This is a genomic window from Paraburkholderia sp. D1E, from assembly GCF_052682275.1.
Map to the genome: position 1 here is coordinate 5792747 of NZ_JBQYMB010000001.1, position 24545 is coordinate 5817291.

General features: G+C 63.1%; 23 protein-coding genes. 12 read left to right on the forward strand and 11 right to left on the reverse strand.

Annotation, left to right across the window (positions count from 1 at the left end; translation table 11 throughout):
* Nucleotides 1–5: 5 nt before the first annotated feature.
* Nucleotides 6–1643: an efflux transporter outer membrane subunit gene (locus ACUN0E_RS26115; protein ID WP_445568393.1), complete on the reverse strand. Its 1638-nt coding sequence runs from the start codon at nucleotides 1641–1643 to the stop codon at nucleotides 6–8.
* Between the two features lie 155 nt (nucleotides 1644–1798).
* Here ACUN0E_RS26115 and ACUN0E_RS26120 point away from each other — a divergent pair, with 155 nt between their 5' ends.
* Both ACUN0E_RS26120 and ACUN0E_RS26125 read left to right on the forward strand, forming a co-directional pair.
* Nucleotides 1799–2737: a LysR family transcriptional regulator gene (locus ACUN0E_RS26120; protein ID WP_445568394.1), complete on the forward strand. Its 939-nt coding sequence runs from the start codon at nucleotides 1799–1801 to the stop codon at nucleotides 2735–2737.
* A gap of 234 nt (nucleotides 2738–2971) precedes the next feature.
* A complete protein-coding gene (locus ACUN0E_RS26125) occupies nucleotides 2972–3130 on the forward strand; it encodes a hypothetical protein (protein WP_408228698.1) in 159 nt (52 codons plus the stop codon).
* Between the two features lie 24 nt (nucleotides 3131–3154).
* Here ACUN0E_RS26125 and ACUN0E_RS26130 read toward each other — a convergent pair whose 3' ends face one another.
* The 5 genes from ACUN0E_RS26130 to wrbA form a co-directional block, all read right to left on the reverse strand.
* Entirely contained in the window at nucleotides 3155–3874 is a 720-nt protein-coding gene (locus ACUN0E_RS26130; RefSeq protein WP_445568395.1) for an SOS response-associated peptidase, read from the reverse strand.
* Nucleotides 3875–4115: 241 nt separating this feature from the next.
* Nucleotides 4116–4922: a metallophosphoesterase gene (locus tag ACUN0E_RS26135; protein WP_445568396.1), complete on the reverse strand. Its 807-nt coding sequence runs from the start codon at nucleotides 4920–4922 to the stop codon at nucleotides 4116–4118.
* 51 nt (nucleotides 4923–4973) lie between these two features.
* Complete coding sequence (locus ACUN0E_RS26140) at nucleotides 4974–6392, reverse strand: FAD-binding oxidoreductase (protein WP_445568397.1); 1419 nt, start codon at nucleotides 6390–6392, stop codon at nucleotides 4974–4976.
* A gap of 51 nt (nucleotides 6393–6443) precedes the next feature.
* The gene (locus ACUN0E_RS26145) at nucleotides 6444–6989 is read right to left on the reverse strand and encodes a DUF2069 domain-containing protein (protein WP_445568398.1); all 546 of its coding nucleotides are present in this window, start codon (nucleotides 6987–6989) and stop codon (nucleotides 6444–6446) included.
* Entirely contained in the window at nucleotides 6986–7588 is a 603-nt protein-coding gene (gene wrbA, locus ACUN0E_RS26150; RefSeq protein ID WP_445568399.1) for an NAD(P)H:quinone oxidoreductase, read from the reverse strand. The genes ACUN0E_RS26145 and wrbA overlap by 4 nt, the downstream gene beginning before the upstream one ends.
* A gap of 119 nt (nucleotides 7589–7707) precedes the next feature.
* On the opposite strand from wrbA, the gene ACUN0E_RS26155 reads away from it, so the two are divergent.
* Nucleotides 7708–9021 (forward strand): YihY family inner membrane protein, encoded by a 1314-nt coding sequence (locus tag ACUN0E_RS26155; protein ID WP_325045114.1) that lies wholly within the window; start codon nucleotides 7708–7710, stop codon nucleotides 9019–9021.
* Between the two features lie 26 nt (nucleotides 9022–9047).
* Here ACUN0E_RS26155 and ACUN0E_RS26160 read toward each other — a convergent pair whose 3' ends face one another.
* From ACUN0E_RS26160 to ACUN0E_RS26170, 3 genes are all read right to left on the reverse strand, one after another.
* Nucleotides 9048–9368, reverse strand: coding sequence for an Mpo1-like protein (locus tag ACUN0E_RS26160; protein WP_012433756.1), 321 nt, complete (start codon nucleotides 9366–9368; stop codon nucleotides 9048–9050).
* 199 nt (nucleotides 9369–9567) lie between these two features.
* Nucleotides 9568–10413: an alpha/beta fold hydrolase gene (locus tag ACUN0E_RS26165; RefSeq protein ID WP_445568400.1), complete on the reverse strand. Its 846-nt coding sequence runs from the start codon at nucleotides 10411–10413 to the stop codon at nucleotides 9568–9570.
* Complete coding sequence (locus tag ACUN0E_RS26170; RefSeq protein WP_445568401.1) at nucleotides 10410–11834, reverse strand: O-acetylhomoserine aminocarboxypropyltransferase; 1425 nt, start codon at nucleotides 11832–11834, stop codon at nucleotides 10410–10412. The genes ACUN0E_RS26165 and ACUN0E_RS26170 overlap by 4 nt, the downstream gene beginning before the upstream one ends.
* Nucleotides 11835–12084: 250 nt before the next feature.
* Here ACUN0E_RS26170 and ACUN0E_RS26175 point away from each other — a divergent pair, with 250 nt between their 5' ends.
* From ACUN0E_RS26175 to ACUN0E_RS26190, 4 genes are all read left to right on the forward strand, one after another.
* Complete coding sequence (locus tag ACUN0E_RS26175) at nucleotides 12085–12549, forward strand: CBS domain-containing protein (protein WP_408205742.1); 465 nt, start codon at nucleotides 12085–12087, stop codon at nucleotides 12547–12549.
* Nucleotides 12550–12690: 141 nt separating this feature from the next.
* Nucleotides 12691–14628, forward strand: a complete 1938-nt coding sequence (locus tag ACUN0E_RS26180; RefSeq protein ID WP_445568402.1) for an MFS transporter — start codon at nucleotides 12691–12693, stop codon at nucleotides 14626–14628.
* Between the two features lie 221 nt (nucleotides 14629–14849).
* Nucleotides 14850–15950 carry a chorismate synthase gene (gene aroC / locus ACUN0E_RS26185; protein ID WP_445568403.1) on the forward strand — a complete coding sequence of 367 codons (1101 nt, stop codon included), beginning with the start codon at nucleotides 14850–14852 and terminating at the stop codon, nucleotides 15948–15950.
* A gap of 47 nt (nucleotides 15951–15997) precedes the next feature.
* Complete coding sequence (locus ACUN0E_RS26190; protein WP_445568404.1) at nucleotides 15998–17473, forward strand: tetratricopeptide repeat protein; 1476 nt, start codon at nucleotides 15998–16000, stop codon at nucleotides 17471–17473.
* Between the two features lie 135 nt (nucleotides 17474–17608).
* On the opposite strand, the gene ACUN0E_RS26195 is transcribed toward ACUN0E_RS26190, so the two are convergent.
* Nucleotides 17609–19282, reverse strand: a complete 1674-nt coding sequence (locus ACUN0E_RS26195) for an electron transfer flavoprotein-ubiquinone oxidoreductase (protein ID WP_445568405.1) — start codon at nucleotides 19280–19282, stop codon at nucleotides 17609–17611.
* 188 nt (nucleotides 19283–19470) lie between these two features.
* Between ACUN0E_RS26195 and ACUN0E_RS26200 the strand changes: the two genes are divergently transcribed.
* Nucleotides 19471–20247 (forward strand): SDR family oxidoreductase, encoded by a 777-nt coding sequence (locus ACUN0E_RS26200; RefSeq protein WP_408228737.1) that lies wholly within the window; start codon nucleotides 19471–19473, stop codon nucleotides 20245–20247.
* A 246-nt stretch (nucleotides 20248–20493) separates the two neighbouring features.
* Nucleotides 20494–20925, forward strand: a complete 432-nt coding sequence (locus ACUN0E_RS26205; RefSeq protein ID WP_408228740.1) for an acyl-CoA thioesterase — start codon at nucleotides 20494–20496, stop codon at nucleotides 20923–20925.
* Nucleotides 20926–21054: 129 nt separating this feature from the next.
* Here the strand turns inward: ACUN0E_RS26205 and ACUN0E_RS26210 are convergent, their stop codons facing one another.
* Complete coding sequence (locus ACUN0E_RS26210; RefSeq protein ID WP_445568406.1) at nucleotides 21055–21600, reverse strand: LuxR C-terminal-related transcriptional regulator; 546 nt, start codon at nucleotides 21598–21600, stop codon at nucleotides 21055–21057.
* A 272-nt stretch (nucleotides 21601–21872) separates the two neighbouring features.
* On the opposite strand from ACUN0E_RS26210, the gene ACUN0E_RS26215 reads away from it, so the two are divergent.
* The 3 genes from ACUN0E_RS26215 (at nucleotide 21873) to ACUN0E_RS26225 (ending at nucleotide 24481) form a co-directional block, all read left to right on the forward strand.
* A complete protein-coding gene (locus ACUN0E_RS26215) occupies nucleotides 21873–22577 on the forward strand; it encodes a CoA transferase subunit A (protein ID WP_144145859.1) in 705 nt (234 codons plus the stop codon).
* A 2-nt stretch (nucleotides 22578–22579) separates the two neighbouring features.
* Nucleotides 22580–23221, forward strand: coding sequence for a CoA transferase subunit B (locus ACUN0E_RS26220; protein ID WP_074282763.1), 642 nt, complete (start codon nucleotides 22580–22582; stop codon nucleotides 23219–23221).
* A 348-nt stretch (nucleotides 23222–23569) separates the two neighbouring features.
* Entirely contained in the window at nucleotides 23570–24481 is a 912-nt protein-coding gene (locus ACUN0E_RS26225; RefSeq protein WP_445568407.1) for an alpha/beta fold hydrolase, read from the forward strand.
* The last annotated feature ends 64 nt before the right edge of the window (nucleotides 24482–24545 follow it).

Genomic DNA, 24545 nt, shown 5'->3' on the forward strand with positions numbered 1-24545 from the left:
CGTCCTTACTCAGTAGCTGCGGCGGCGGCCGGGCTTTGCGCTTGCGCCGTGGCGGCAGCAGGTGCGGTGCTATCCGCATGACTCGCCGAACCGGCCTGCGTCGGCGCGTCCGAAGGCTTGCCCGCGGCGGTCGAACCTGCCGCCGCCGCTTTGCCCTTCCCGTGCGCGGGCAACGTCTCGTTCGCCTGCGGACCATTGGCCGGTTCGTCGAGTCCGCCACCCAGAGCCGTGACCAGCGACGCATGCGCGCCCAGCCGTTCAGCCTGAATCTTCGCGACGCCTTCCTGCGCGCGCAGCAACTGGCTTTGCGCGACCAGCACGTTCAGATAGTCGGTCAAACCGCGCCGATACCCTTCGCGCGACAACTCATAGTTCTTGCGAGCCGCTGCGACAGAACGGTCGGCGTCTTGCGCCTGGGTCGCGAGCGAACGGATCCGGATCACCTGATCGGAGATGTCCTTCAGCGCGCCGACAATCGACTGGTTATAGCGATCGACCGCCTCGTCGTACCCTGCCGATGCCGCACCAAGCTGCGAGCGCAGACGTCCGCCGTCGAGGATCGGCAGCGACAGCGCCGGACCCGCGCTCCAGCTATGCGACGGGTCCTTCAGGAACTGGAACAGCGGTCCCATTGCCGCATAACCGCCGATCGACGCCAGCAGGTTGATGTCCGGATAGAAGCTCGCCTTGGCGACGTCGATGCCGCGCGCTTGTGCCGCCACCGTCCAGCGTGCCGCGACCACGTCGGGCCGATGGCCGATCAGGTCCGCGGGCAGTGCGCTCGGCAGAGCGGCGGGTGCGTTGTCGAGCGAGAGCGTCGGACGCTGGATCGCATCGCCCGCGCCCGGCCCCTTGCCGGCCAGTACGGCCAATTGATTGCGGCCGAGCGCAATCTTTTCCTCGATCGCGTCGATCTGGCGTTCGTATTCCGGCATTGGCGTTTCGGCCTGGCTCACTTCGAGTTGCGTGCCGATGCCGCCTTTCAGACGCCGGTTCGCCAGGTCGACGATCTGCTGCTGTTGTTGCAGCGTGGATTTGGCGATATCGAGCAGCGCATAGTTCATCGACATCTCGATGTACGCGCGCACGACGTTGCCTTCCAGTTCGAGTTGGGCGGCGCGGAAGTCCGCCGCGCTCGCATGGGCAGCATCGAGCGCGCGCTCGGCGGCGTTCTTGTCCTTGCCCCAGAGATCCAGGTTGTACGACAGACCCAGCGTGCCGGTGTTGTTCCACGACTGCTCGCCCGCGAGCGGGCCGGGGCCGTAATAGAGGTTGTCGGCCCATTTCTGACGCTGGATCGACAGGCTGCCGTTCACTTGCGGCGACAGCGCCGAACGGGCGACGCCCGCCATCGACACGGCTTCGCGCACGCGCGCCTGGGCGACAGCGAGATTCGGATTGCCTGCCTGCGCGGTTTCGACCCACTCGTTGAGCTGCGGATCGTTATAGGCGCGCCACCAGTCGGCGGCCGGCCATTGGGCGTCCGCGTTGGCAGCCCGGATGGCGTTGCCTGCGTCGAGCGAGGAGGGCTCGATTCCGCGGTCTTGCGGCGCGATGCCTCCGGTACTGGCACAGCCGGCGATTGTTAATAGGATCGTAAGAACCGCGGCTGCGGCGATCCCTTTTTGTACCGGAGACTGCACGATTTCCTCCAAAATTGGCTATAGAAGCATGTGCGTCATTATATTTTTTGATTGATTGGGGAATAACCGGTAAAGATGCAAGGCATTTTTACGCGATATGAGATAATCGCCTTTGCGAATCGTGTAACAATCGCTCCGGGTCAGTAAGGAAAATTATGGATACGCTTCAAAACATGCGCGTATTTGTCCGGGTCGTCGAAGCGGGCAGCTTTACGGGTGCCGCGCAGCACTTGAACACGACCACGGCGTACGCGTCGCGCGCGGTTTCCGATCTGGAAGCGCACCTGCGCACGCGTCTGTTGAACCGCACGACGCGCCGTATCGCGCTGACTGAGGCAGGTGAGCGCTATCTGCAGCGCTGCGAACAGATCCTCGCGTACGTGGATCAGGCTGAAGCGGAAGCCAGCGACGCCCACGCCCGCCCGTCCGGCAAACTCAAGGTCCACGCCATGACCAGCTTCGGCCAGCACTATGTGGTGCCGGCCGTGGGCCGCTATCAGGAGCGCTATCCGGACGTCCATGTCGAGCTGACGCTCGCGCAGCGCATGCCCGATCTGCTCGACGAAGGTTTCGATGTGTCGCTGACGCTGGCAACCGGCCTGCCGGATTCGGGGCTGGTGTCGCAGCGACTGGGCAGCGCGTTCAGCATCGTATGTGCGTCGCCGGCTTATCTGGAGCGGCACGGCGTGCCCCAAACGCCTGCGGACCTCGCGCGCCACACCTGCCTGCAATTGGTCACACCGGTATTTCCGATCGACAAATGGACCTTTGACGGCCCGAACGGCGAGGAAACGATCGCCCTCGGCCCGGCCACCTTCCAGGTGAACGTCGCGGAAGCCATGGCGGTCGCGGCGTGCAAGGGCATGGGGGTCGGACTGATTCCGATCTACTCGGCGATCAGCGGTTTGCGTAGCGGCGAGCTCGTGTGGCTATTGCCGGAATACACGTCGCAGGAAATGAATCTGTATGCGTTGTATCCGTCCCGGCAGTACCTGGACGCGAAAATCCGCACCTGGGTCGAATTCCTGCGCGACGAACTGCCCGGCACGCTGGCCGTCGATCAGGAAGAATTGCGCCAGTTCGCTCGCGGCTGAAGCAGCGCCACGTGGGCGGTTGACTATTGTTGACGGTTCCAGGCCGCTCCAGCGTGACAGCCTGTTACACAAGTGCCGCGTCGCAACATTTCCTTACTTCTGCGTCGCGGTCGATTTGCTAACGTGTCGTTCATGCGCTGCCGCATTCAGCCGAGGGCGCTTAAGCCGGGCGCGCTTAGTTAGCCGCCATTCGGCAAATCGCAACAACCGCAACAACCGAAGGACGAGGAATTCATGGATACGCATCTGATGATCGGCGTGGCCGTCATGTTGGGACTGATCGGAATCGCCGCATCGCGCGATCTGCTGCGCCGTCTGCGTGACCAGCAGCCGCAACTGGTGCCGATCAAGGTCGAGCGCCCTGATTTGCAGGAACAACGGCGCGATCGTTGAGCCTGGCGCGCGGCATTTTCAGCTTCAGTGCAACGCTTCGATCAGACCCGGCTCGTCAGTGAGCGTGCGGTCTACGTCCGGACTCACCCGGTGCCAGCGAAACCGCGCGGCGGGTAGGCAGGCGCTGCGTGCGAGCTGCTCGAGTTCGTCGGACTGCAGGGCCGGATCCAGCCAGCGGCGAGCCGCCTCCGGCGCCAATGCCAGTGGGCGCCGGCCGTGCACGTCGATCAGGCCTGCGTCGGCGGTGGCCGTCACGATCACCAATCCCATGCCCTCCGTCTGCGGTTCCGTGCCGCGTACGCTCGACAGGGCTGCGAGGTACATCGGTACGTCGCTTTTCAGATGCACGAAGTAAGGCTGGCGGACCGTTGCGTCGGCTTCCGCCGCACTATCCCCGTTTGATGTTCCGGGCGCTGCCTCCATGCGCCATTCGAACCAGCCGTCTGCCGGCACCAGTACCCGTCCAGTTTTCCATAGGTCTTTGAAGTAGCGTGTATGCGGCGCGGTTTCGGCGCGTGCATTGATCGTCTGCGGCAGATGCTGCTCGCGTGCCCACGCCGGACAATAACCCCAGTGGATCGCGTGCAGCGTTTGGTCCGGATAGATCGCCAGCGGGTGAGTACCCGGCGCGAGGTTGTAGCCGGGGCGGCGGTCGGCGGCGTCGAACAGCATGAGCGGATCGGCGAGGCCAAGCTGTTGCGCGTACAGATGCGGATCGCGGTACTGGCTGATTCGACCACACATAAGTGACCTCCGGAGATGACCGGCCTGGCGGGTTTCACCGATTCGAGCTATCCGGGCGATTTGACGCGATGCTGATGTGCCAGCACGCCAGCACGCCAGCACGCCAGCACGCCAGCACGCCAGCACGCCAGCACGCCAGCACGCCCACGCGTCCACACGCCGGCAAGACACGAACCCGACGACAGCAACAGCGTAGTGCTTGCCGCCTGGCCGCGCTACCCAGATCGGCCCCAAGCCGACGCTATATCTCTACGACCTTATCCCACGTGAACTGTGGATTCTCCGGCTGACCGGTGCGCCGGTCGAGATAGCCGCGTGGATTGCAGACCACGCGCGTGCCGTTCACGGTGTAATCGAATGGCGTATGCGTATGTCCGTGAATCCACAGTGCGACGGGCGAGCGCACCAGTTCCGGCAAATGATTGACGAACCCGGCCGACACGCGGTCCTCCGCGTAGCGCTCGGCCAGACTCATCCGATGCGGCGCGTGATGCGTGACGACGATCGTCTTGCCGTCGAACGGGCTGGCCAGCTCGCTTTCGAGCCAGGCACGCGCCTGGCGGTGGAGCGCGAAGGAATCGTCAGGGGTGAAGTCGCGTGGCGAGTCCCGGGTGTCGTGTGGCCAGTTCATCTGGATCAGGCCGCGGAAGTCGAGCATCACCCGGCGCGATGCCTCGATGGATTCGGCGAGCGAGTCAGGATCCGCGCCGTATAACGCGAAGTCGGTCCACAACGTGGTGCCGAGCACGCGCCAGCGGCCTTGCGGGTCGACCAGCGTGGCATTGTTCAGCACGTGCACGTTGTCGACTTGCGCGGCTGCGTCGTAGAGGGCTGTTTCGAGCGCGCCGAATTCGCCGTCGTAGTACTCGTGATTGCCGGGCACATAGACCACCGGCACGGCGCCGTCGAAAGTCTGCGCGGCCCAGCGCGGGCCGGCTGCGTGATTGTGGATGTCGCCGGCCAGCACGATCAGATCCGCGTGCGCATGCGGGATCAACTCGGGCTCGTTGTTCTCCAGATGCAGATCGGACAGCACGCGAATCTTCACGACGACGACTCCTGCAATGAGCCTCGCACCCAACGGCGAGGGCTTCAAACCTTAGCGTAGCACCTTGCCCGGATTCATCAGGTTCAACGGGTCGAGCGCGCGTTTGACGGCGCGCATCAACTGCACCTCGACGTCCTGCTTGTAATGCATCGCCTCGTCGATCTTCAACTGGCCGAGGCCGTGTTCCGCGCTGATGCTGCCACGATGCCGGTGCACGCTGTCGTAGACGATCTGGTTGATCGGGCTTTGCCAGATGTCGAGGAATGCCTTCGCGTCGACGCCCTCGGGCGCCTGCACGTTGTAGTGCAGGTTGCCGTCGCCGAGATGGCCGAACGTGACCATGCGCACACCCGGCACGGCCTGCGCGATCGCCGCGTCGGTTTCCTCGATGAAGTGGCCGATGCGCGAAATCGGCACAGCGATATCGTGCTTGATGTTCAGGCCTTCCTCAGCCTGCGCGAGGGGGATGTGTTCGCGCAGATTCCAGAATGCCCGTGACTGTGTGAGATTTTCCGCAACTACCGCGTCTTCGACCAGACCTTCGTCGAGCGCGGTTTCCATCAGGCGTTCAAACAGTCCGCGCGCATGCTCCTCACTCTCGCTATCTGACAGTTCCAATAGCACGACTTGCGCGTGCGATTCGGCGAACGGATAGCGCATCTGCTCGAAATGCCGGCCCACTAGCCGCAGACAGAAATCGGACATCAATTCGAAGCCGGTTAGAAGCGGCCCGGCGACGCGCTGCGTGAGCGACAGGAAATCGAGTGCCGCATGCGGCGATGCGAGCGCGGCGAGCGCCGTGACGCGCGCGGCCGGTTGTGGATGTAGCTTGAGCACGGCGGCAGTGATGATGCCAAGCGTGCCTTCCGCGCCTATGAACAGATCGCGCAGGTCGTAGCCAGTATTGTCCTTGCGCAGGCCGCGCAGGCCGTCCCACAGTTCGCCTTGCGGCGTGACTACTTCGAGGCCCAGGCACAGCTCGCGCGTGTTGCCGTAGCGCAGTACGCCGGTGCCGCCCGCGTTGGTGGCGAGATTGCCGCCGATCGTGCAGCTGCCTTCGGCGGCGAGGCTCAGCGGAAACAGGCGGCCGGCTTCCTCGGCGTGCTTCTGTACTTCGGCGAGGATGACGCCGGCTTCGACCGTGACCGTATTGTTGCGCGGATCGATGTCGCGCACGCGATTCAGACGCCGCAGACTGATGACCGCCTGCGCGCCGCTTTCGTCCGGCGTGGCGCCGCCGGCCAGACCGGTGTTGCCGCCTTGCGGCACCAGCGCAATGCTATGTTCGACGGCGAGCTTGACGAGCGACGCGACTTCGCCAGGCGTGGCCGGGCAGAGCACCGCGCAGGCCGCGCCGGTGTAGCGGCGGCGCCAGTCGGTGAGGTAGGGGGCGGTGTCATGCGGGTCGGTCAGCACCTGGGCGGCGCCGATGGCTTCGCGGCAAGCAGTGAGGAAAGCGGCTTGGGTCATGTTTGGTCGGTCTGAATGGTCGGCGGATAGGTTACGCGGAAAACGCTATTTTCATCGTGCGCGTCCCTCGACATGCTCGGCGTTCTGCTTTGCGTTCTCTTTTGCTGCCCGTTTGGCGGCGCGCTTGAACGGTGCGACATACGCCAGCGTGCAGACGAAAAAAACCACGGTTAGGGCGGTTTCGAGCCAGCCGAGGCGCGCGCTCAGACCGCGGTCGCTCCAGCCGCGGACGATGCCCTCGGCAAAATACAGCAGGATCAACATCGACGCCCATTGCAGCGTGTAAAGCCGGTGCCGCCACACGCCGGGCAGGGCGAGCAGCAGCGGCACGGCTTTGAGCACTAGCGCCGAGCCGCCCGGGCGCAGCGGCGCGAGCCACCATTCCCACGCAACGGACAAAACGATCAATGCGAGCAGGGCCGCCGTTGCGCCGAAAGCGGCGGCGCGATTTTTCGGTACGGGCATGACGGTTGCGCGCTTAGGGGCGTTCGTTGCGGAATCCGCCGGGAACGAGCCGGCATGCTGCGTGTTGCGCTCGCTCACGGGCGGCGCAGAATTCGCGTCGTTCGCGGCCTGTGGGGCATTCGGCTCGTTCACGGCCGTTCACTCATGGACGCCGCCGTGCGGGCAACGCGTGCGCCGAGGGCTATTGCAAGCGTCTTTTCGTCGGCGGAGATGCCCTGTTCGGCCGTGCCCGCACGTGCGAAATGCGACGCGCCGTAGGGCGTGCCGCCGGTTTGCGTGGTGGAGAGCGCACTCTCGGTGTACGGAATGCCGACGATCAGCATGCCGTGGTGTAGAAGCGGCAGCATCATGGATAGCAGCGTGGATTCCTGGCCGCCGTGCAAACTGCCGGTGGACGTGAACACGCAGGCCGGTTTGCCGGACAGCGCACCCGAAAGCCACTGCGGCGTGGTGCCGTCGAGAAAATATTTCAGCGATGCGGCCATATTGCCGAAGCGGGTAGGCGAACCGAGTGCGAGACCGGCACATTCATCGAGGTCGCGCAGTTCGACATAGGGCGGACCTTCCGCGGGAATATACGGCTGGGTCGCTTCGCAGACGGTGGAAACCGCCGGCACGGTGCGCACGCGCGCCTGCATGCCGGGGACGCTGTCGACGCCGTGCGCGATCGCCAGCGCAAGCTCGCGCGTAGCGCCATGACGGCTGTAATAGAGCACGAGAATGTCTTTCATAGGCCTCATCGGTGAACGGGTATTATAGGGGCTGGGTCCGCTGCACAGGCCATCCATAGCCATTCGGCCAGGCCTCGCGCACTGTCCTGAAACACCGTTTTTGATGCAAGGAGGTGGGTTTGTTGTCCAGGGTGCGTTTCGATCTCGATACGCTCAAACGGCTCGCGCAGTTTGCCGCGAAGCGTAGTAGCGAAGACCGCATTCCACAGGTGGCCGGCAGCCTCACGTTCACCACCATGCTCTCGCTGGTGCCGCTCGCCACGGTCGCGTTCGCGCTGTTCACCGCGTTTCCGATTTTCAGCTCGTTTCAGATGTCGCTGCAGATTTTCCTCGCCGACCATCTGATGCCTGCGCAGCTCAACAGTCAGATTTTCGATTATCTGAATCAGTTCGCGTCGAAGGCCAAGGGCCTCACGACCATCGGCATGATTTTTCTGTTCGTCACCGCCGTGATGACGATGATGACCGTGGAATCCGCTTTCAACGTGATCTGGCGGGTGCGCAAGGCACGGCCGATCGCGCAGCGCATTCTGGTCTACTGGGCGATCATCACGCTCGGTCCGATTCTGATCGGCGTGAGCCTGTCGATTTCTTCCTACCTGTTCACGCGCTCCATGGCGTTCACGGCGGCCCAGCATATTCCGCCGGTGATCGACTGGGCGCTGACCGGCGCCTCGCTGCCATTGACAGCACTCGCCTTCACGATGCTTTACGTGTTTCTGCCGAACTGCCGGGTGGAATGGCGTGACGCGGTGATCGGCGGGATTACTGCCGCGATCGCGTTCGAACTCTCCAAGCGCGGCTTTGGCTATTACGTGCGCCGGATTCCCACTTATACCGCGGTGTACGGCGCATTTGCCGCCGTACCGCTATTCCTGCTGTGGATGTACCTATGCTGGTTCATCGCGCTGGCCGGCGCAATGATCGCGTCGGCGCTGCCGGCGATCCGCATCGGGCAGTTTCACCGGCCGATTTTCGAGGGAAGCGATCTGTTCGATTCGCTTGAACTCCTCGCGCGGCTTTCGGAAGCACGGGAGGCCGGCAAGCGCGGCTACACGGTGCAGGAGCTCTCGCGCATGCTTCGCCGTGAGATGGATACCACGGTCAAGCTGCTGCAAAAACTTGAGGAGATCGAGTGGATTGCGCGCTTGCAGGAGGACGGCACGCGGCCGCACTTCCTGCTGCTGGCGAATCCGGCGCAGATCACAGTCGAGCGCCTGTTCGATCTGTTTGTGATCGATCGCGCGGAACTCGAATATCAGCTTGAACTGAACTCTACGCGGGTGGATGGCCAAACGCTCCTGGCGGCGCTGGAAAACGACAAGCTGAAGGTCACGCTCGCTGTGCTGCTGGCGGCGCGTGCTGCCGCGCGAGCGGCGCGCGCGCAGGAAAGCGAGCAGGGCACTTCTTCCATGCCGCATCAGGCCGCATGAGCAGGCCGCCTGAAGCGGCAGCGAAACTACAGCGAAATCTTCCCGACGCAGATGTCCTTGAACATCACCCAGTCGCCCATCAGGCTATAGAGCGGATGCCGGAAGGTAGCCGGCCGGTTCTTTTCGAAGAAGAAATGCCCGACCCAGGCAAAGCCGTATCCGCAGATGACGGCAGCTGGCAGCCATAGCCAGTCACCGGTGGCGAGCGCCATGGCAAGGCAGCCTATCACGCCGAGCGAACCCACGAAATGCAGCCGCCGCGATACCGTGTTGCGATGCTCGCTCAGGTAATACGGGTAGAACTCCGCGAAACTCGCGAAGTGATCGGTGTGCGCGGTTTGAGCCATCACGGCCTCCGAATGTCGACGCTACTCGATTCCGTGCCCGTCGCTCCCAGGTTGCTTCGGCGCGCGCCGACATGCCCGGAACGCGCTCAAAACAGGACAGGCTTGACCCATTGTGCGGCTATCGGGCCATGCGTGCAACCTGGCCATTCGGCCGATGGCGGGCCTGCGCCGGTGCGGCTATCGTGACGACTCGCAGCGACTATCGAACGCCGTGTGGAACGGCGCCAGCGGCTTTCGTGGCAAAGCTGAACAGCGCGTCGAGCGTGGCATCGGGCTGCTCGGTCATCAGGGCATGGCCGGCTTCGAGCACGATAGTGTCGACCGGTACGCCGGCTTGAGAGAGCGCGTCGGCGAGCGCTTTGGCCGCGCGTGGCGGCGTCATCGCATCGCGCCGGCCCACGATCAATCGCGTCGGGCAACGCACCTGAGCCGCACGTGTGAGGCCATCCGCGTAGCTATTGCAGGCGGCGAAGTCGGTGTGGAACAGGTGCGGCGCGCCGCTCGCCGAGACACGCTCCATCAGCCGCTGGTTCATGCCGTGCAGCCAGAAGCCCGGACCGGGGCACGACGGCTTGGCGGCGAGTGTCGAATGCGACCATTGATTGACCATGCCGATTGCCTCGGGCTCGCGATGCAAGGCGGCGTCGAGCAAGGCGTCGGAGACAGTCATCGGCACGGCGGTGGCGAGCAGCGCCAGGTGCGTCGCGCGCTCCGGATAGCGGCCGGCGAAGTCGAGTGCAATCAGCGAGCCCATGCTGTGGCCGGCCGCGAATGCGCGCTGCACGCCGGCGGCGTCAAGAAGAGCGGCCAGCCAGTCGGCCATTGCTGTCACGGTGGTCAGCGCCGGACCGGCGCTGCGGCAGTGTCCGGGCAGGTCGACCGCCAGTACGCTGAAGCCATGATGCGCGAAGTAACGTGTTTGCAATGCCCACACGCTATGGTCATGTTCGGCGCCGTGGATGAAGACGGCGGTCGGCAGGCTGGGGTCGAATGGTTTGCCGCCCGTGTACGCGTAGGCGGGCTTGCCTTGAACGGTGAGGATCATGCGGACTCCGGGCGGGGTTTGGTGGCGTCGGCGGACGGTCGGCCTGGGTTGCCTTGGGCCGGAGCGGCGGATGAGCCGGATGCGCTATTTTTCGCCGCGCCGGACGGACCGGCTGGCCCACTCCCAGGCGCCCCGCTCGCTTTCTGCGCTGCTTTTAGCGCCCGCTTGAGGTCGTCGATCAGATCGTCGGGGTCTTCAAGGCCGATAGACAGGCGGATCGTGCCTTCGGCGATGCCTGCGTCGGCGAGCGCGGCGGCGTCCATGCGGAAGTGCGTCGTCGATGCGGGATGGATGACCAGCGAGCGTGCGTCGCCGACGTTCGCGAGATGCGAGAACAGCGAAAGCGTTTCGATAAAGCTGCGACCGGCGGCGCGGTCGCCGCGCAGATTGAAGCTGAATACCGCGCCCGCGCCACGTGGCAGCAGGCGCTTCGCGAGCGCATGGTCTGGATGCGACGGCAGTTCAGGGTAGGCAACGGCTTCGACGGCAGGGTGTGCGCACAGAAATTCGACCACCTTGCGCGTATTCGCGACGTGCCGTTCCATCCGCAACGGCAGCGTCTCGATGCCCTGCAGGAGTTGCCACGCGGCCTGAGGATGCAGGCACGCGCCGAAGTCGCGCAAGCCCTCGCGGCGCGCGCGCAGGAGGAACGGCGCGACCGTGCTTTCTTCGGCGAACACCATGCCGTGAAAACCCTCGTACGGCTCGGTAAATTCGGGGAAGCGGCCGGATGCGTCGAAGTCGAACGTGCCGCCGTCCACGAGTACGCCACCGATCGTGGTGCCGTGGCCGCCGAGGAATTTGGTTGCCGAGTGATAGACGAAGTCAGCGCCATGCTCAAACGGCTTGAGCAGGTAGGGCGTGGTGAAGGTCGAATCGACCAGCAGCGGCACGCGGTGCTCGTGTGCGAGCTGCGCCACCGCGGCGATATCGAGCACGTCGAGGCCGGGGTTGCCAAGTGTCTCGCCGAACAGCAGGCGCGTGTTCGGGCGCAGCGCGGCGCGCCACGCGTCGAGGTCGCCCGGTTTGACGAAGGTCGTCTCGATGCCGAAGCGTCGTAGCGTGTAGTGCAGCAGGTTATGTGAGCCACCGTACAGCGCGCTGGAGGCGACGATATGGGCGCCGGCGCCCATCAACGTGGCGATCGCCAGATGGAGCGCGGCCTGGCCGCTGGCTGTACCGATCGCGCCCGCGCCGTTTTCCAGCGCGGCAACGCGTTCCTCGAACACGGCCACGGTCGGATTCGAGATGCGCGAATAGACGTGGCCGGCGCGTTCCATATTGAAGAGCGCCGCGGCGTGGTCCGAGTCGCGGAACGAAAACGAGGTAGTCTGGTAAATAGGCGTGGCGCGCGCGCCGGTGGTCGGGTCGGGCGCGGCGCCGGCGTGCAGCGCAAGCGTATCGAAACGGTTGGCGGACATCCTGGGCGGCGAGGCCACGGACGGCCTCGCGAAAGGTGAAAGTGGCGGCCATCCTATCACCGGCATGGATCGCTTCAAGCGCGGTTTTCCCGCGGGTTGGCCTATGTGTGTGCGCCGAACGGCGCCGGGCTGACCCTGCAAACGCCCGCGGCGCCTTGGTGGGCGGGCCGCTTTCCTTTTATGGACCTTTCCGCTAGGATCGAAAGTCATTCAGGCAATATCAGCTTAGCGGGTATCACGGAGACAGAACATGCGAGTCAGCGACATTCTTAAAGTCAAAGGCAACACCCTTTTCACGGTTACGCCGGATACCACGCTGCACGACGCAGTCAACACAATGGCCGAGCACGATATCGGCTCGCTGGTCGTGATGGAATACGGCGACCTCGTCGGCATGCTGACGTTTCGTGAAATTATTCTGACCTTGAGCAAGCATGGCGGCAGCCTCGGTACCTCCACGATCCGCAAATTGATGGACGATCATCCGCTGACCTGCACACCCGAAACGGACGTCAACGAGGTTCGTCGCATGATGCTCGAGCATCACGTGCGCTATTTACCAGTGCTGGAAAGCCGCACGTTGATGGGCGTGATCTCGTTCTACGACGTCGCGAAGGCGGTGGTCGAAGAGCAGGGCTTCGAAAACCGCATGCTTAAGGCTTACATCCGCGACTGGCCGGAAGAACAGCCGGAACAGCAACCGGCGCCGCGCTAACTAACGCGCGGTGGCTCACCGCGGCGCTCGCGCCGTTGCCGTGAGTATGAAGATGCGGCCAAGGCGCGCGCGAAAGCGTGCGCTTTTTTTGTGCCCGGTCCTTTCCCCTTTGTTGCGCTTTTAGGCCGTTCTCCGAACTTCATGAGCGATCGTCCGTTACCTGCCGCCCGCCGTGCCGCCCGTCCTCACGAGGCGCACGAGTCCCAGTTTCGCCTGCTCGGCCAGCGCCGCTTCGCGCCGTTTTTCTGGACGCAGTTCCTCGGCGCGATGAACGATAACGTTTTCAAGATCGGCTTCACGTCGCTGGTGACGTATCAGGCCGCGCGCTTTTCCGGTGTCGATCCGAAAACGGCCGCGTTCCTGATCTCGGCGATTTTCATTTTGCCATTTGTGCTGCTGTCGGCCACTTCCGGGCAGATTGCGGACAAATACGACAAGGCTATGCTCACGCGTTTCGTCAAGAGCTTCGAAATCGTCGTGATGCTGATCGGCGGCGCGGGCTTCTGGCTGCACAGCGCGCCGTTGCTGTATCTGTGCACGTTTTTGATGGGCGTCCATTCGACCGTGTTCGGACCGGTCAAGTATTCATACCTGCCGCAGCATCTGTCGAAGTCGGAACTCGTCGGCGGTAACGGCATGGTCGAGATGGGCACCTTCGTCGCGATCCTGATCGGCACGATCGTCGGCGGCGTGGGCGCGGGTTTTGTCGAGCATGGCGCCGTGGTGCTGGCTTGCGCATGTGTCGGGATTGCGTTGGTGGGGCGGCTCGTGTCGAACTTCGTGCCGGTCACGGCGGCGCCGCAACCCGATCTGCGCATCAACTGGAATCCGGTCAGCGAAACGTGGCGCAATCTGAAGCTCGCGCGCGAAAACCGGACGGTGTTTCTGAGCCTCCTGGGAATTTCCTGGCTGTGGTTCGTCGGTGCGACCTTTCTGTCTTCATTTTTCAGCTTCGCGAAAAATGTGCTGTCCGCCGACCCGGACGTGGTGACCGTGCTGCTCGGCACGTTCTCGATCGGCATCGGCCTCGGTTCGCTGATGTGCGAAAAGCTCTCGAAGCGGCGCATCGAAATCGGCCTCGTGCCGCTCGGCTCGATCGGTATGAGCGTGTTCGCGATCGATCTGTTTTTCGCGAGTCACGCGTTGCCGGCGGCGGGGCATCTGCTGAGCGTCGGCGAATTCCTGGTGCGGCCCGCCCATTGGCGCGTGCTGGCCGATCTGTTCCTGCTGGCCATGTTCGGCGGCTTGTATAGCGTGCCGCTCTATGCGCTGATCCAGAGCCGCAGCCAGCCGACCCACCGTGCGCGCATCATCGCCGCGAACAATATTCTGAATTCGCTGTTCATGATCGTCTCGGCGTTGATGGCGATGGGACTGACCGCCGCGGGTTTCAGCATTCCAGCGATTTTCCTCGTGACCGCGCTGTTGAACATTGTCGTCGCGACCTATATTTATTCGCTCGTGCCCGAGTTTTTGCTGCGTTTTATCGCCTGGGTGCTGGTGCATACGTTCTACCGGATTCGTCTGGTTCATGCCGAGCGGATTCCGGAAGAGGGCGCGGCCGTGCTGGTGTGCAACCACGTGAGCTTTGTCGATGCGATCGTCATCATGGCCGAGAGCCCGCGACCGATCCGTTTCGTGATGGACCACCAGATCTTCAAGACGCCGTTCGCCGGCTGGGTGTTCAGGCAAGCGAAGGCGATTCCGATCGCGCCCGCCCACCAGGATCCGGAGCTGCTGACGCGTGCCTATGAGCGCTGCGCTGAGGCGCTCGCTGAGGGCGACCTGGTCTGCATCTTCCCGGAAGGCAAGCTGACGAAGACCGGCGAGATGAATCCGTTCCGCCACGGCGTGACCGAGATCGTCCGTCGCACACCGGCGCCGGTGATACCGATGGCGCTGCGCGGACTGTGGGGCAGCGTGTTTTCGCGCGCCAACGACGTGCGCTGGCCGCGGCCGATCCAGAAGGGCGTGATGAGCCGGCTGACGCTGGCGGTGGGTGAGCCGATCGAGCCGGCGCAGGCGACGCCGGAGGTGCTGCAGCAGATCGTCACGGAGCTGCGAGGGGCGCGGAAGTAGTGCGACCGGAGAACGGCTTGCCGATCGGGTCCCTGGCGCAAGCCGCGGCGTTATGGAATTCGCGGTTGGATTCCGTGGCGGCAGGAATTTCTGCGCTCCCATGTGCGGGCATGCCCCCGCCGGAGACTTGTCCGGAAGGCATAGATCGTTGCGCACGGCGGCCCTAGCCCCTTGAGGGCTGGCATAATAGTGCCTTCCCCGCATTTCTTTGGACGACGCCCATGTCCGGCAACACGCTCGGTACGCTTTTCACTGTCACGACCTTCGGCGAATCGCATGGTCCCGCTATCGGCTGCGTGATTGACGGCTGCCCGCCGGGCATGGCGCTTGGCGAAGCCGATATCCAGCTCGAGCTCGACCGCCGCAAGCCCGGCACGTCGCGCCACGTCACGCAGCGTCAGGAAGAAGACAAGGTCGAGATCCTGTCGGGCGTGTTCGAAGGCCAGACCACCGGCGCGCCGATCGCCCTCCTGATTCGCAATACGGATCAGCGCAGCAAAGACTACGGCAACATCGCCGACACCTTCCGCCCTGGCCACGCCGACTACACCTACTGGCAGAAATACGGCATCCGCGACTATCGCGGCGGCGGCCGTTCGTCGGCTCGTCTGACGGCGCCAACGGTGGCGGCCGGCGCGGTAGCGAAGAAATGGCTGCGCGAAAAATTCGGTACGGAGATCCGCGGCTACATGGCGGCGCTCGGCGAGATCGACGTGCCGTTCGTCGACTGGGCACACGTGCGTGAGAACCCGTTCTTCGTGCCGAATGCAGAGATCGTGCCGCAGCTCGAAGCGTACATGGACGCGCTACGCAAAGACGGCGACTCGATTGGCGCACGCATCAACGTCGTGGCTTCCGGCGTGCCAGTCGGACTCGGCGAGCCGCTGTTCGATCGCCTCGATGCGGACATCGCGCACGCCATGATGGGCATCAATGCGGTGAAGGGCGTCGAGATCGGCGCGGGCTTTGCCAGTGTCGCACAACGCGGTTCGGTGCACGGCGACGAATTGACGCCGGAAGGCTTCGTCGGCAATCACGCGGGCGGCGTGCTCGGTGGCATTTCGACTGGGCAGGACGTCACCGTGTCCATCGCGATCAAGCCGACGTCGAGCATCCGCACGCCACGCCGCTCGATCGACAAGACGGGGCAACCGGCTATCGTCGAAACGTTCGGGCGCCATGACCCGTGCGTCGGTATCCGTGCCACACCAATTGCTGAGTCCATGCTCGCGCTGGTACTGATCGACCACGCGCTGCGCCATCGTGCGCAATGTGGCGATGTCGCGGTGAGCACGCCGAAGATTGCAGCGAGCGCGCCGTAAAGGGCGTTCTCTGAGTCTCTTCGTACTGTGCGCGCAGCATCGTCTCAATGACCGATACGAACATCGAGCCGGCAGATAAGCATCTCGCGGACCTGCGTACGCGTGCTGCCGCGCCGCATGCCGGCGCGGCAGACTGCCTTGCATTCGGACAAACGCTCCTGCAACACGCCGGCCGCGACAAAGCCCGCCGGCGCGAAGCGCTTGCAGCGCTAGTACGCGCCTATCAGCTCGATCCCTCCTGTGAACCCACGCTGCTTCACACGATCGCGCAGACGGGGTTCATCGTACGCGACTGGTCCCTTGTCGACTCCGCAACCGCGCTGCTTCTCGAACGAAACAGCGAAGACGCCAACGCGCTGATCTGGCGCGCCGCTGCCGTGCAACAGCGCAACGACTTCGACACGGCCGAGCGGTTACTGCGCGAAGCGGTGCGTGTCGTGCCCGGCAATCCGGTGGCGCTTCACAAACTCGCTTTGTGCATCAAGGAGCAGGCGCGATTTGCCGAAGCGGAAGCGTTGCTCAGACAAGTGCTGGAGTTGTCGCCGGATAACGTGCATGCGCTGTTCGATCTGTCAGAACTCGAAATCCGCACAGGGCGTTTCACCGAAGGCTGGGCGCATTACGAATCCCGCGTTGCATTCGGCGACGATTTGAATAACGCGCAGCATGCGCTCGCTTCGATCAGCGCGCATTGGCAGGGCGAATCGCTGGAAGGCAAAACGCTGATCGTGTACGGCGAGCAAGGCAACGGTGATTGCCTTTGGGCGGTGCGCTTTCTGCCGTTGCTGGCGGAGCGGGCGCGACGCGAGGGCGGCCGGGTGATTTTCGGTCACGACGGGCCGTTGCGGCATCTGTTCGAACGGATGCTGCCTGCTGACTTGCCGCTCGAAACAAGCCTTGAGACGCGGCCTGATTTCCATTGCGGGTTGATGAGCTTGCCGCTGCGGCTTGGCGTTTTCGATGCAACAGGGTGGGGTGCGCGGTATCTGAGCGCCGAGCCCGCACTTGAGCAGGCGTGGCGCGAGCGGGTCCATGTGCATACGGCCGGCCGGTCTGGTGGTCGAAAAGTCGGTTTGGTGTGGAACGGCAATCCGGAGCATATCCGCGACATGCGGCGGTCAGTGCCTGTCGAGCAGTTCGAGCCGTTATTGAGCGTGCCGGGCGTGACGTGGTTTGCGTTGTCGCCGGGGCGCAGCGAGACGGTCGCGCAGTGGCGGGCCAGGCGTCTCGATGTTGTCGATTTGACCCACCATTTTCAGTCCGGCTTCGACGACGTGGCTGCGTTGCTGGCGAATCTGGATCTGGTCGTCACGATTGATAGCGGGCCGGCGCATCTGGCCGGCGCGCTAGGCGTGCCGACGTGCTTAATGATCGACCATGTGTCGGCATGGTTTTGGGGCGATGAATCGCGCACCACGGCCTGGTACGATTCTATTGAGATATTTCGGCAACCTGAGATTGGTGCGTGGGCGCCTGTGCTAGCTAAAGTGCGGGAGCGGATTGAAATGACGCGGGGCGTTTGAGCTTTTGCCTGGCGGCGCTTTTGACAATACGCCGGTGGCGCATGCCTCGTTATCTTTTTCCTGCTCGAAGCGATTTGACTGCGTGCCGCACGCGGACGGACAAACAAGCTCCGCGTACGGCAATCAAACTCCGAATCACATATTCGGATAGTTCGGCCCGCCGCCGCCTTCCGGCGTCACCCAGACGATGTTCTGGGTCGGGTCCTTGATATCGCAGGTCTTGCAGTGCACGCAGTTCTGCGCGTTGATCACCAGACGCTCGCTGCCATCATCGTTCTTCACGAACTCATACACCGCGGCCGGGCAGTAACGCGCTTCCGGACCGGCATAGGTCTGCCAGTTCACGTTCACCGGCACCGAAGGATCTTTCAGCGTCAGGTGAGCCGGCTGGTTCTCTTCATGATTAGTGTTCGAGATGAACACTGAAGAGAGCCGGTCGAACGTCAGCTTGCCATCCGGCTTCGGATAGACGATCTGCTTGCACTGCGAAGCGGGTTTGAGCATCTCGTGGTCCGAGTGCTGGTGATGCAGCGTCCAGGGCACGTTGCCGCCCAGCAGCTTCTGCTCGACGCCGACCATCAAGGTACCAAGGTACAGGCCCTTGCTCATCCATTGCTTGAAGTTGCGCGCACGATGCAGTTCCGTGTGCAGCCACGACGTCTTGAACGACTCCGGATAGGCCGTCAGTTCATCGCTGGTGCGACCGGCTTGCACAGCCTCAAATGCTGCATCAGCCGCCAGCATGCCGGTCTTGATCGCCGCATGCGAACCCTTGATCCGCGATGCGTTCAGGAAGCCGGCATCGTCGCCCACCAGCGCGCCGCCCGGGAACACCAGCTTCGGCAGCGACAGCAGGCCGCCCGCAGTAATCGCCCGCGCGCCGTACGACACGCGTTTGCCGCCTTCGAGCACTGCGCGAATCGCCGGATGGGTCTTGTAACGCTGAAATTCCTCGAACGGTGACAGATACGGGTTTGTGTAGCCGAGGCCGACCACGAAGCCCACCACCACCTGGTTGTTGTCCATGTGATAGAGGAACGAGCCACCGTACGTATCGTTTTCGAGCGGCCAGCCGGCGGTATGCATCACCAGCCCCGGCTTGTGCTTGCCCGGATCGATTTCCCACAGTTCCTTGATGCCGATCCCGTAGACCTGCGGATCGACGCCTTCGCGCAGCTTGAACTTATCGTTCAACTGGCGGCCCAGATGCCCGCGCGCGCCTTCGCAGAACAGCGTGTACTTCGCGTGCAGTTCCATGCCGAGCTGGAAATTCCCGGTCGGCTCGCCGTCCTTGCCGATGCCCAGGTTGCCGGTGGCGACGCCTTTGACCGACCCATCGTCGTTATAGAGGATTTCAGCCGCCGGAAAGCCCGGGAAGATCTCGACGCCCGCCGCTTCGGCCTGCTGACCCAGCCAGCGCGTGACGTTCGCGAGGCTGATCACGTAGTTGCCGTGGTTCTTGAAGTTTTCCGGGAGCGCCCAGGTCGGCACGCTCTTCGAACCGGTTTCCGTGAGGAACAGGAATTTGTCTTCGGTCACGTCCACCGTCAGCGGCGCGCCTTTTTCTTTCCAGTCCGGAATCAGTTCGGTGATGGCGCGCGGATCCATCACCGCGCCCGACAGGATATGCGCCCCGATCTCCGAGCCTTTTTCCAGTACGCACACGCCAATCTCGACGCCTTTTTCAGCCGCCAGCTGCTTCAGGCGGATCGCTGCGGACAGGCCAGCCGGGCCGCCGCCGACGATCACCACGTCGTATTCCATCGACTCGCGCGGACCGTACTGCTCAATGAGACTTGCGGGGGTCATTGATGCTCCTCTTACCGTTAGAATGCTTTTTTCGGGATCGTATTGTGGGCGATGGTTTCCGCCACTGCAACCAGATGAGCATAGATTAGCACGATCGTTCTATTTATATGATGCGGTATGACCCGCAGTGACGGTCCTACCGCACCTGTCAACCGCGTCTGTAACAACAACCGAACAAGGGAACGACAATGGGCCGTTCGATCAATCTGGAAGGCAAGGTCGCGCTGATCACCGGCGCCTCAAGCGGGTTGGGGAAGCGCTTTGCTCAAGTATTGTCGCAGGCCGGCGCCAAGGTCGTGCTGGCGAGCCGCCGAACCGAGCGCCTGAAGGAATTGCGCGCCGAGATCGAAGCCTCCGGCGGTGCCGCCCACGTTGTATCTCTCGACGTTACGGATTACCAGAGCATCAAGTCGGCCGTTGCTCACGCGGAAACCGAGGCGGGCACGATCGACATTCTGGTGAACAATTCAGGCGTGTCGACCACGCAGAAGCTCACGGAAGTCACGCCGGCCGACTTCGAATACGTGTTCGACACTAACACGCGCGGCGCTTTTTTCGTGGCCCAGGAAGTCGCCAAGCGCATGATCATGCGCGGCAATAGCGCGCAGAAGCCGTCATACCGGATCATCAATATCGCGTCGATGGCGGGCTTGCGGGTGCTGCCGCAGATCGGCCTGTACTCGATGAGCAAGGCCGCCGTCGTCCATATGACGAAAGCCATGGCGCTGGAATGGGGCCGGCACGGCATCAACGTGAATGCCATCTGCCCGGGTTATATCGATACCGAGATCAACCATCATCACTGGTCGACCGAGCAGGGACAGAAGCTGGTGTCGTTGCTGCCGCGTCATCGTGTCGGCAAGCCGGAGGATCTGGATGGCCTGTTGCTGTTGCTCGCGGCCGACGAATCGCAATTCATCAATGGCTCGGTGATTGCCGCCGACGATGGGTTCGGGCTCTCCTGAGCGCGGCTTTTGGGGCGCCCGTTGGTGGGCCTCTATGCAACTTTTGCGCCGCTGCCGTGAGGCTTTGCCGTGCTTCATACCAGTGCCGCTTTGGACTGCCGCCGCCTCGGATTATCCCGCAGTCGAAGAAACTGTTTTACGTGCGCGGACCTTCCGCCGAAAGCATGCCCGCGTTATGTTGTTTGTCATGTCTGCACCGGCCCACACGCCGGTTTTAACCTCGTTTCAACCCGTTAAAGAAGTACGATGAGCGATTTTCACGCAGTTTTTGAGATGTCGATGCCGATCCGCTGGGGCGACATGGATGCATTCGGCCATGTGAACAACACGGTCTATTTCCGTTACATGGAGCAAGTGCGGATTTCCTGGTTCGAGCAACTGGGTCTGGTCGGCAGCAACGCCGATGGGCAGGGGCCGGTGATCGTCAATGCGTCGATGGAGTTTCTCAAGCAGTTGCACTATCCCGGCGATGTGATCGGCCGGATGTCCGTGGCCACGCCTGGCCGCAGCAGCTTTGACACTGCATTCGAGCTCGTGCGCGCCGACGAGCCGGACACCGTTTATGCCCGTGGCGCTGCGCGTTGCGTGTGGATCGACTATGCCGCAGGCAAGTCGGTGCCAGTTCCGGACATGTTGCGCGCGACCATCGAGCGCGCGGCGCTGGTCAAGGCGGCGTAGTGGCAACTTTGCGTCAAATCCGCAGCGCGAGTTAGCGTCGCGCGCGTTACAGGCCGCCTCAGAGCCGGTTTTCCAGCGCCCGGCTTTATGCCCGAGCCGCCAAAGCCGAGGCGCTCAACGCCCGAGCCCTCAGTGCCCGAGCAAACGCTGCAATAGCTCGGTCGCGTTCCCCGTATCGTATTTGCGCATCAGCCGCGCGCGGTAGACATCGACCGTGCGCGAGCTGATATCCAGCGCCCGCCCGATCTGCTTGCTGGTTTTACCCGTCACCAGTTGCGCGGCGATTTCCCGTTCGCGCGGCGTCAATTCGACCGCCACGCGCCGCGTCGCGCTCAAATCCTCGAAAGTCCACACACCGGCGGCATGCGCGTCGGCGCGTTCCTGCGCGCGACCGGTCACGTGGCACCAGAACAATTCCCCGTTGGCCCGCTTCATGATCCGGTCGTCAGCGTAGCTGCCTTGCGCGGTCATGATCGGTGGAATTCGCGCGCCGATCCGCTTGAATTCCTCCGTCGACGGATATAGCACCTGGAACGACTGGCCGAGCAGCGCCTCGCGCGTGCAGCCGAATATCGACGCCAGCTCGTCGTTGCAGTCTTCAATGATCCGTTCGCGTGACAGTACGAGTCCGATCGGGGCGAGGTGAAACGCGGTTTGGTAATCCAGTGCGGGCATGGGTTGGAGGCAAGTACTTATGTATTTTTGCGTATTGTGCCGCATGGCGCGCCCAGCGTACCCTTTCGGGCATATCACAACGCGGCGAAGCGTCCGCAGCAGGCGTAGGCGCCAAGCAGGGCAGCCTGAGCGCATGGGCTGCCGCGGATGACTAGAATGACGTGTCGGGCGTTTGTCCGCTGAACGTCATATCGAGGTCGCAACGATCCGGCAGCCGGCGTACCGGCGGCCGGTGCCCCGGTTTCGGGTTTCCATAAAGGAAGGACATACTGATGAACAAGGTCTATCCAGGCGCCGCCGAGGCGCTGAAAGACATCGTCAAGGACGGGCAGACGTTTGCCGTCGGCGGTTTCGGGCTGTGCGGCATTCCCGAGGCGCTGATCGCGGCGCTGCGCGATTCGAAGGTGCAAGGCATCACCTGCATCAGCAACAATGCGGGCGTCGACGGTTTCGGCCTCGGTCTGTTGCTCGAAACGCGCCAGGTCAAGAAGATGATTTCGTCGTACGTGGGCGAGAACAAGGAGTTCGAACGCCAGTATCTGGCCGGCGAACTCGAACTCGAATTTACGCCGCAAGGCACGCTCGCCGAAAAGCTGCGCGCTGGTGGTTCGGGCATTCCGGCCTTCTTCACGAACACGGGCTACGGCACGCTGATCGCCGAGGGCAAGGAAACCCGCCAGTTCGGCGAGAACCACTACGTGCTCGAACATTCGCTGACGGCCGATGTCGCTTTGGTCAAGGCATGGAAGGCTGACAAATCGGGCAACCTGATCTATCGCCGCACCGCGCGCAACTTCAACCCGATGTGCGCGATGGCCGGCAAGATTACCGTCGTGGAGGTCGAGGAAATCGTTGAGGTGGGCGAACTCGATCCGGATGCGATCCACACGCCGGGCATTTTCGTGCAGCGCATTGTGCTCAATGCGAATCCGGAAAAACGCATTGAACAACGCATCGTGCGCGCGAAAGGAGACTGATCATGGCATGGACTCGTGACGAAATGGCCGCACGCGCGGCGAAGGAATTGCAGGACGGTTTCTACGTCAACCTCGGTATCGGCTTGCCGACGCTGGTGGCGAACCACGTGCCGGCGGGCGTCGAAGTGTGGCTGCAGTCGGAGAACGGCCTGCTCGGCATCGGCCCGTCACCGACCGAAGAAGAAGTGGATGCCGATCTGATCAACGCCGGCAAGCAGACGGTGACCACGTTGCCGGGTTCGTCGATTTTCTCGTCGGCGGATTCGTTCGCGATGATTCGCGGCGGCCACATCAACCTGGCGATTCTGGGCGCAATGCAGATCAGCAAGAAGGGCGATCTGGCCAACTGGATGATCCCGGGCAAGATGATCAAGGGCATGGGCGGCGCGATGGATCTGGTCGCGGGCGTCAAGCGCGTGGTCGTACTGATGGAACATGTCGCGAAGGGCGACCAGCACAAGATCCTCGAAGAATGCACGTTGCCGCTGACGGGCGTGGGCGTGGTCGATCAGATCATCACTGACCTCGGCGTAATCGAAGTCACGGAAGATGGTCTGAAGCTGACTGAGCTGGCGCCGGGCGTCAGCGTTGAGGAAATCAAGGCGAAGACGGGCGCGCCGCTGGATGTGAGCGCGGTGAGCTGAAGGGTGGCGTGAGCCGTCCACTTCGGTCTTTGTGACGGAAGCTGGCGGCAACGCGAGTTGCCTTGTGGGTCGCGGGGCGGCTTGCGAAGCGAATTGAAGCGAGGTTGTAAACGGGCGAGGCGCGAGTCTCGCCCGTTTTGTTTTGGTGCCGTCTTTTCGTGCCGTTTTGCGCTGCCCGCATCGGCGCGCCGGCGCCGCGGCGTTACCCTGGAGCGTCCTGGCGCGTCTTAGGCCGTTTGGCCGATCCTTGCCGCGCGGCAAAGCGGTTTACAATCGTTTGAAGATTCGACGTTCATTTCCCGCCGCTTGGTCTGCGCCGAGCCCATGGCGTTTTTGCAAGGAACCCAGATGACCGAAACGTCCGCTTCCAACGCCGGGCAGCCCGCGCCGCGCCAACGTTATGTGCAGTGCGCGAGCGCCGGTGGCTTGCATCGGATCGCCTACACTGAGTGGGGCGATCCGGCAAACCCGCGTGTGCTGCTGTGTGTGCACGGCTTGACGCGCTCGGGGCGAGATTTCGACCGCCTCGCGGCGGAATTCGCCGGCACTTACCGCGTGGTGTGTCCGGATGTGGCGGGGCGGGGCTTGTCATCCTGGCTCGCGAACCCCAACTTCTATAGCGTGCCGCAGTACGTCGCCGACATGATCACGCTGATCGCGCGTCTGAACGTCGAAACGGTCGACTGGTTCGGCACTTCGATGGGTGGTCTGATCGGTCTCGCACTTGCAGGCTTGCCCGAAACGCCGATCCGCAAAATGCTCCTGAACGACGTTGGTCCGCATCTGGAGCCGGCGGCCGTGCAGCGCATCGGCGATTACCTCGGCAAGCCAGTGCGTTTCGAAACGCTGCAGCAGGGCATCGATTACGCCGCGCTGCTTGCACAAACCTTCGGTCCGCTCACGCCGGAGGAATGGCGCGAGATTAATACGCCACTTTTGCACGAGCAGGACGGCGCATGGTTGCTCCGGTACGATCCGCGGATCGCACAGCCGTTTGCGGCTACGACCGAAGAGGCGGTCAAACTCGGCGAGGCCGCGCTGTGGCATTCGCTGACTGCATTTCAGGGTCCTGTGCTGGTGGTGCGCGGCGAGCAATCGGATCTGCTTTCGCGCGAGACCGTCGCGAAGATGGTCGAGACCGGACGTGCTGTATCGAGCGCTGAGATCGCGGGTGTCGGGCATGCGCCGGCGTTTCTGTCGGCCGGTCAGATCGACCTCGCGAGGCAGTTCTTTATCGGTCCGGCCGCCGACGCGTCATAATATATAGTTCCGCGCGGCGTCCTTAAGCGTTGAGCGAGCGGGCGCAATGCGAAACGCATCTTCG

Coding starts and splice junctions, on each gene's coding strand:
- ACUN0E_RS26120 (WP_445568394.1), top strand. CDS start 1,799: ATGGATACGCTTCAAAACATGCGCGTATTTGTCCGGGTCGTCGAAGCG.
- ACUN0E_RS26125 (WP_408228698.1), top strand. CDS start 2,972: ATGGATACGCATCTGATGATCGGCGTGGCCGTCATGTTGGGACTGATC.
- ACUN0E_RS26130 (WP_445568395.1), bottom strand. CDS start 3,874: ATGTGTGGTCGAATCAGCCAGTACCGCGATCCGCATCTGTACGCGCAA.
- ACUN0E_RS26140 (WP_445568397.1), bottom strand. CDS start 6,392: ATGACCCAAGCCGCTTTCCTCACTGCTTGCCGCGAAGCCATCGGCGCC.
- wrbA (WP_445568399.1), bottom strand. CDS start 7,588: ATGAAAGACATTCTCGTGCTCTATTACAGCCGTCATGGCGCTACGCGC.
- ACUN0E_RS26160 (WP_012433756.1), bottom strand. CDS start 9,368: ATGGCTCAAACCGCGCACACCGATCACTTCGCGAGTTTCGCGGAGTTC.
- ACUN0E_RS26165 (WP_445568400.1), bottom strand. CDS start 10,413: ATGATCCTCACCGTTCAAGGCAAGCCCGCCTACGCGTACACGGGCGGC.
- ACUN0E_RS26170 (WP_445568401.1), bottom strand. CDS start 11,834: ATGTCCGCCAACCGTTTCGATACGCTTGCGCTGCACGCCGGCGCCGCG.
- ACUN0E_RS26175 (WP_408205742.1), top strand. CDS start 12,085: ATGCGAGTCAGCGACATTCTTAAAGTCAAAGGCAACACCCTTTTCACG.
- ACUN0E_RS26180 (WP_445568402.1), top strand. CDS start 12,691: ATGAGCGATCGTCCGTTACCTGCCGCCCGCCGTGCCGCCCGTCCTCAC.
- aroC (WP_445568403.1), top strand. CDS start 14,850: ATGTCCGGCAACACGCTCGGTACGCTTTTCACTGTCACGACCTTCGGC.
- ACUN0E_RS26190 (WP_445568404.1), top strand. CDS start 15,998: ATGACCGATACGAACATCGAGCCGGCAGATAAGCATCTCGCGGACCTG.
- ACUN0E_RS26195 (WP_445568405.1), bottom strand. CDS start 19,282: ATGACCCCCGCAAGTCTCATTGAGCAGTACGGTCCGCGCGAGTCGATG.
- ACUN0E_RS26200 (WP_408228737.1), top strand. CDS start 19,471: ATGGGCCGTTCGATCAATCTGGAAGGCAAGGTCGCGCTGATCACCGGC.
- ACUN0E_RS26205 (WP_408228740.1), top strand. CDS start 20,494: ATGAGCGATTTTCACGCAGTTTTTGAGATGTCGATGCCGATCCGCTGG.
- ACUN0E_RS26210 (WP_445568406.1), bottom strand. CDS start 21,600: ATGCCCGCACTGGATTACCAAACCGCGTTTCACCTCGCCCCGATCGGA.
- ACUN0E_RS26215 (WP_144145859.1), top strand. CDS start 21,873: ATGAACAAGGTCTATCCAGGCGCCGCCGAGGCGCTGAAAGACATCGTC.
- ACUN0E_RS26220 (WP_074282763.1), top strand. CDS start 22,580: ATGGCATGGACTCGTGACGAAATGGCCGCACGCGCGGCGAAGGAATTG.
- ACUN0E_RS26225 (WP_445568407.1), top strand. CDS start 23,570: ATGACCGAAACGTCCGCTTCCAACGCCGGGCAGCCCGCGCCGCGCCAA.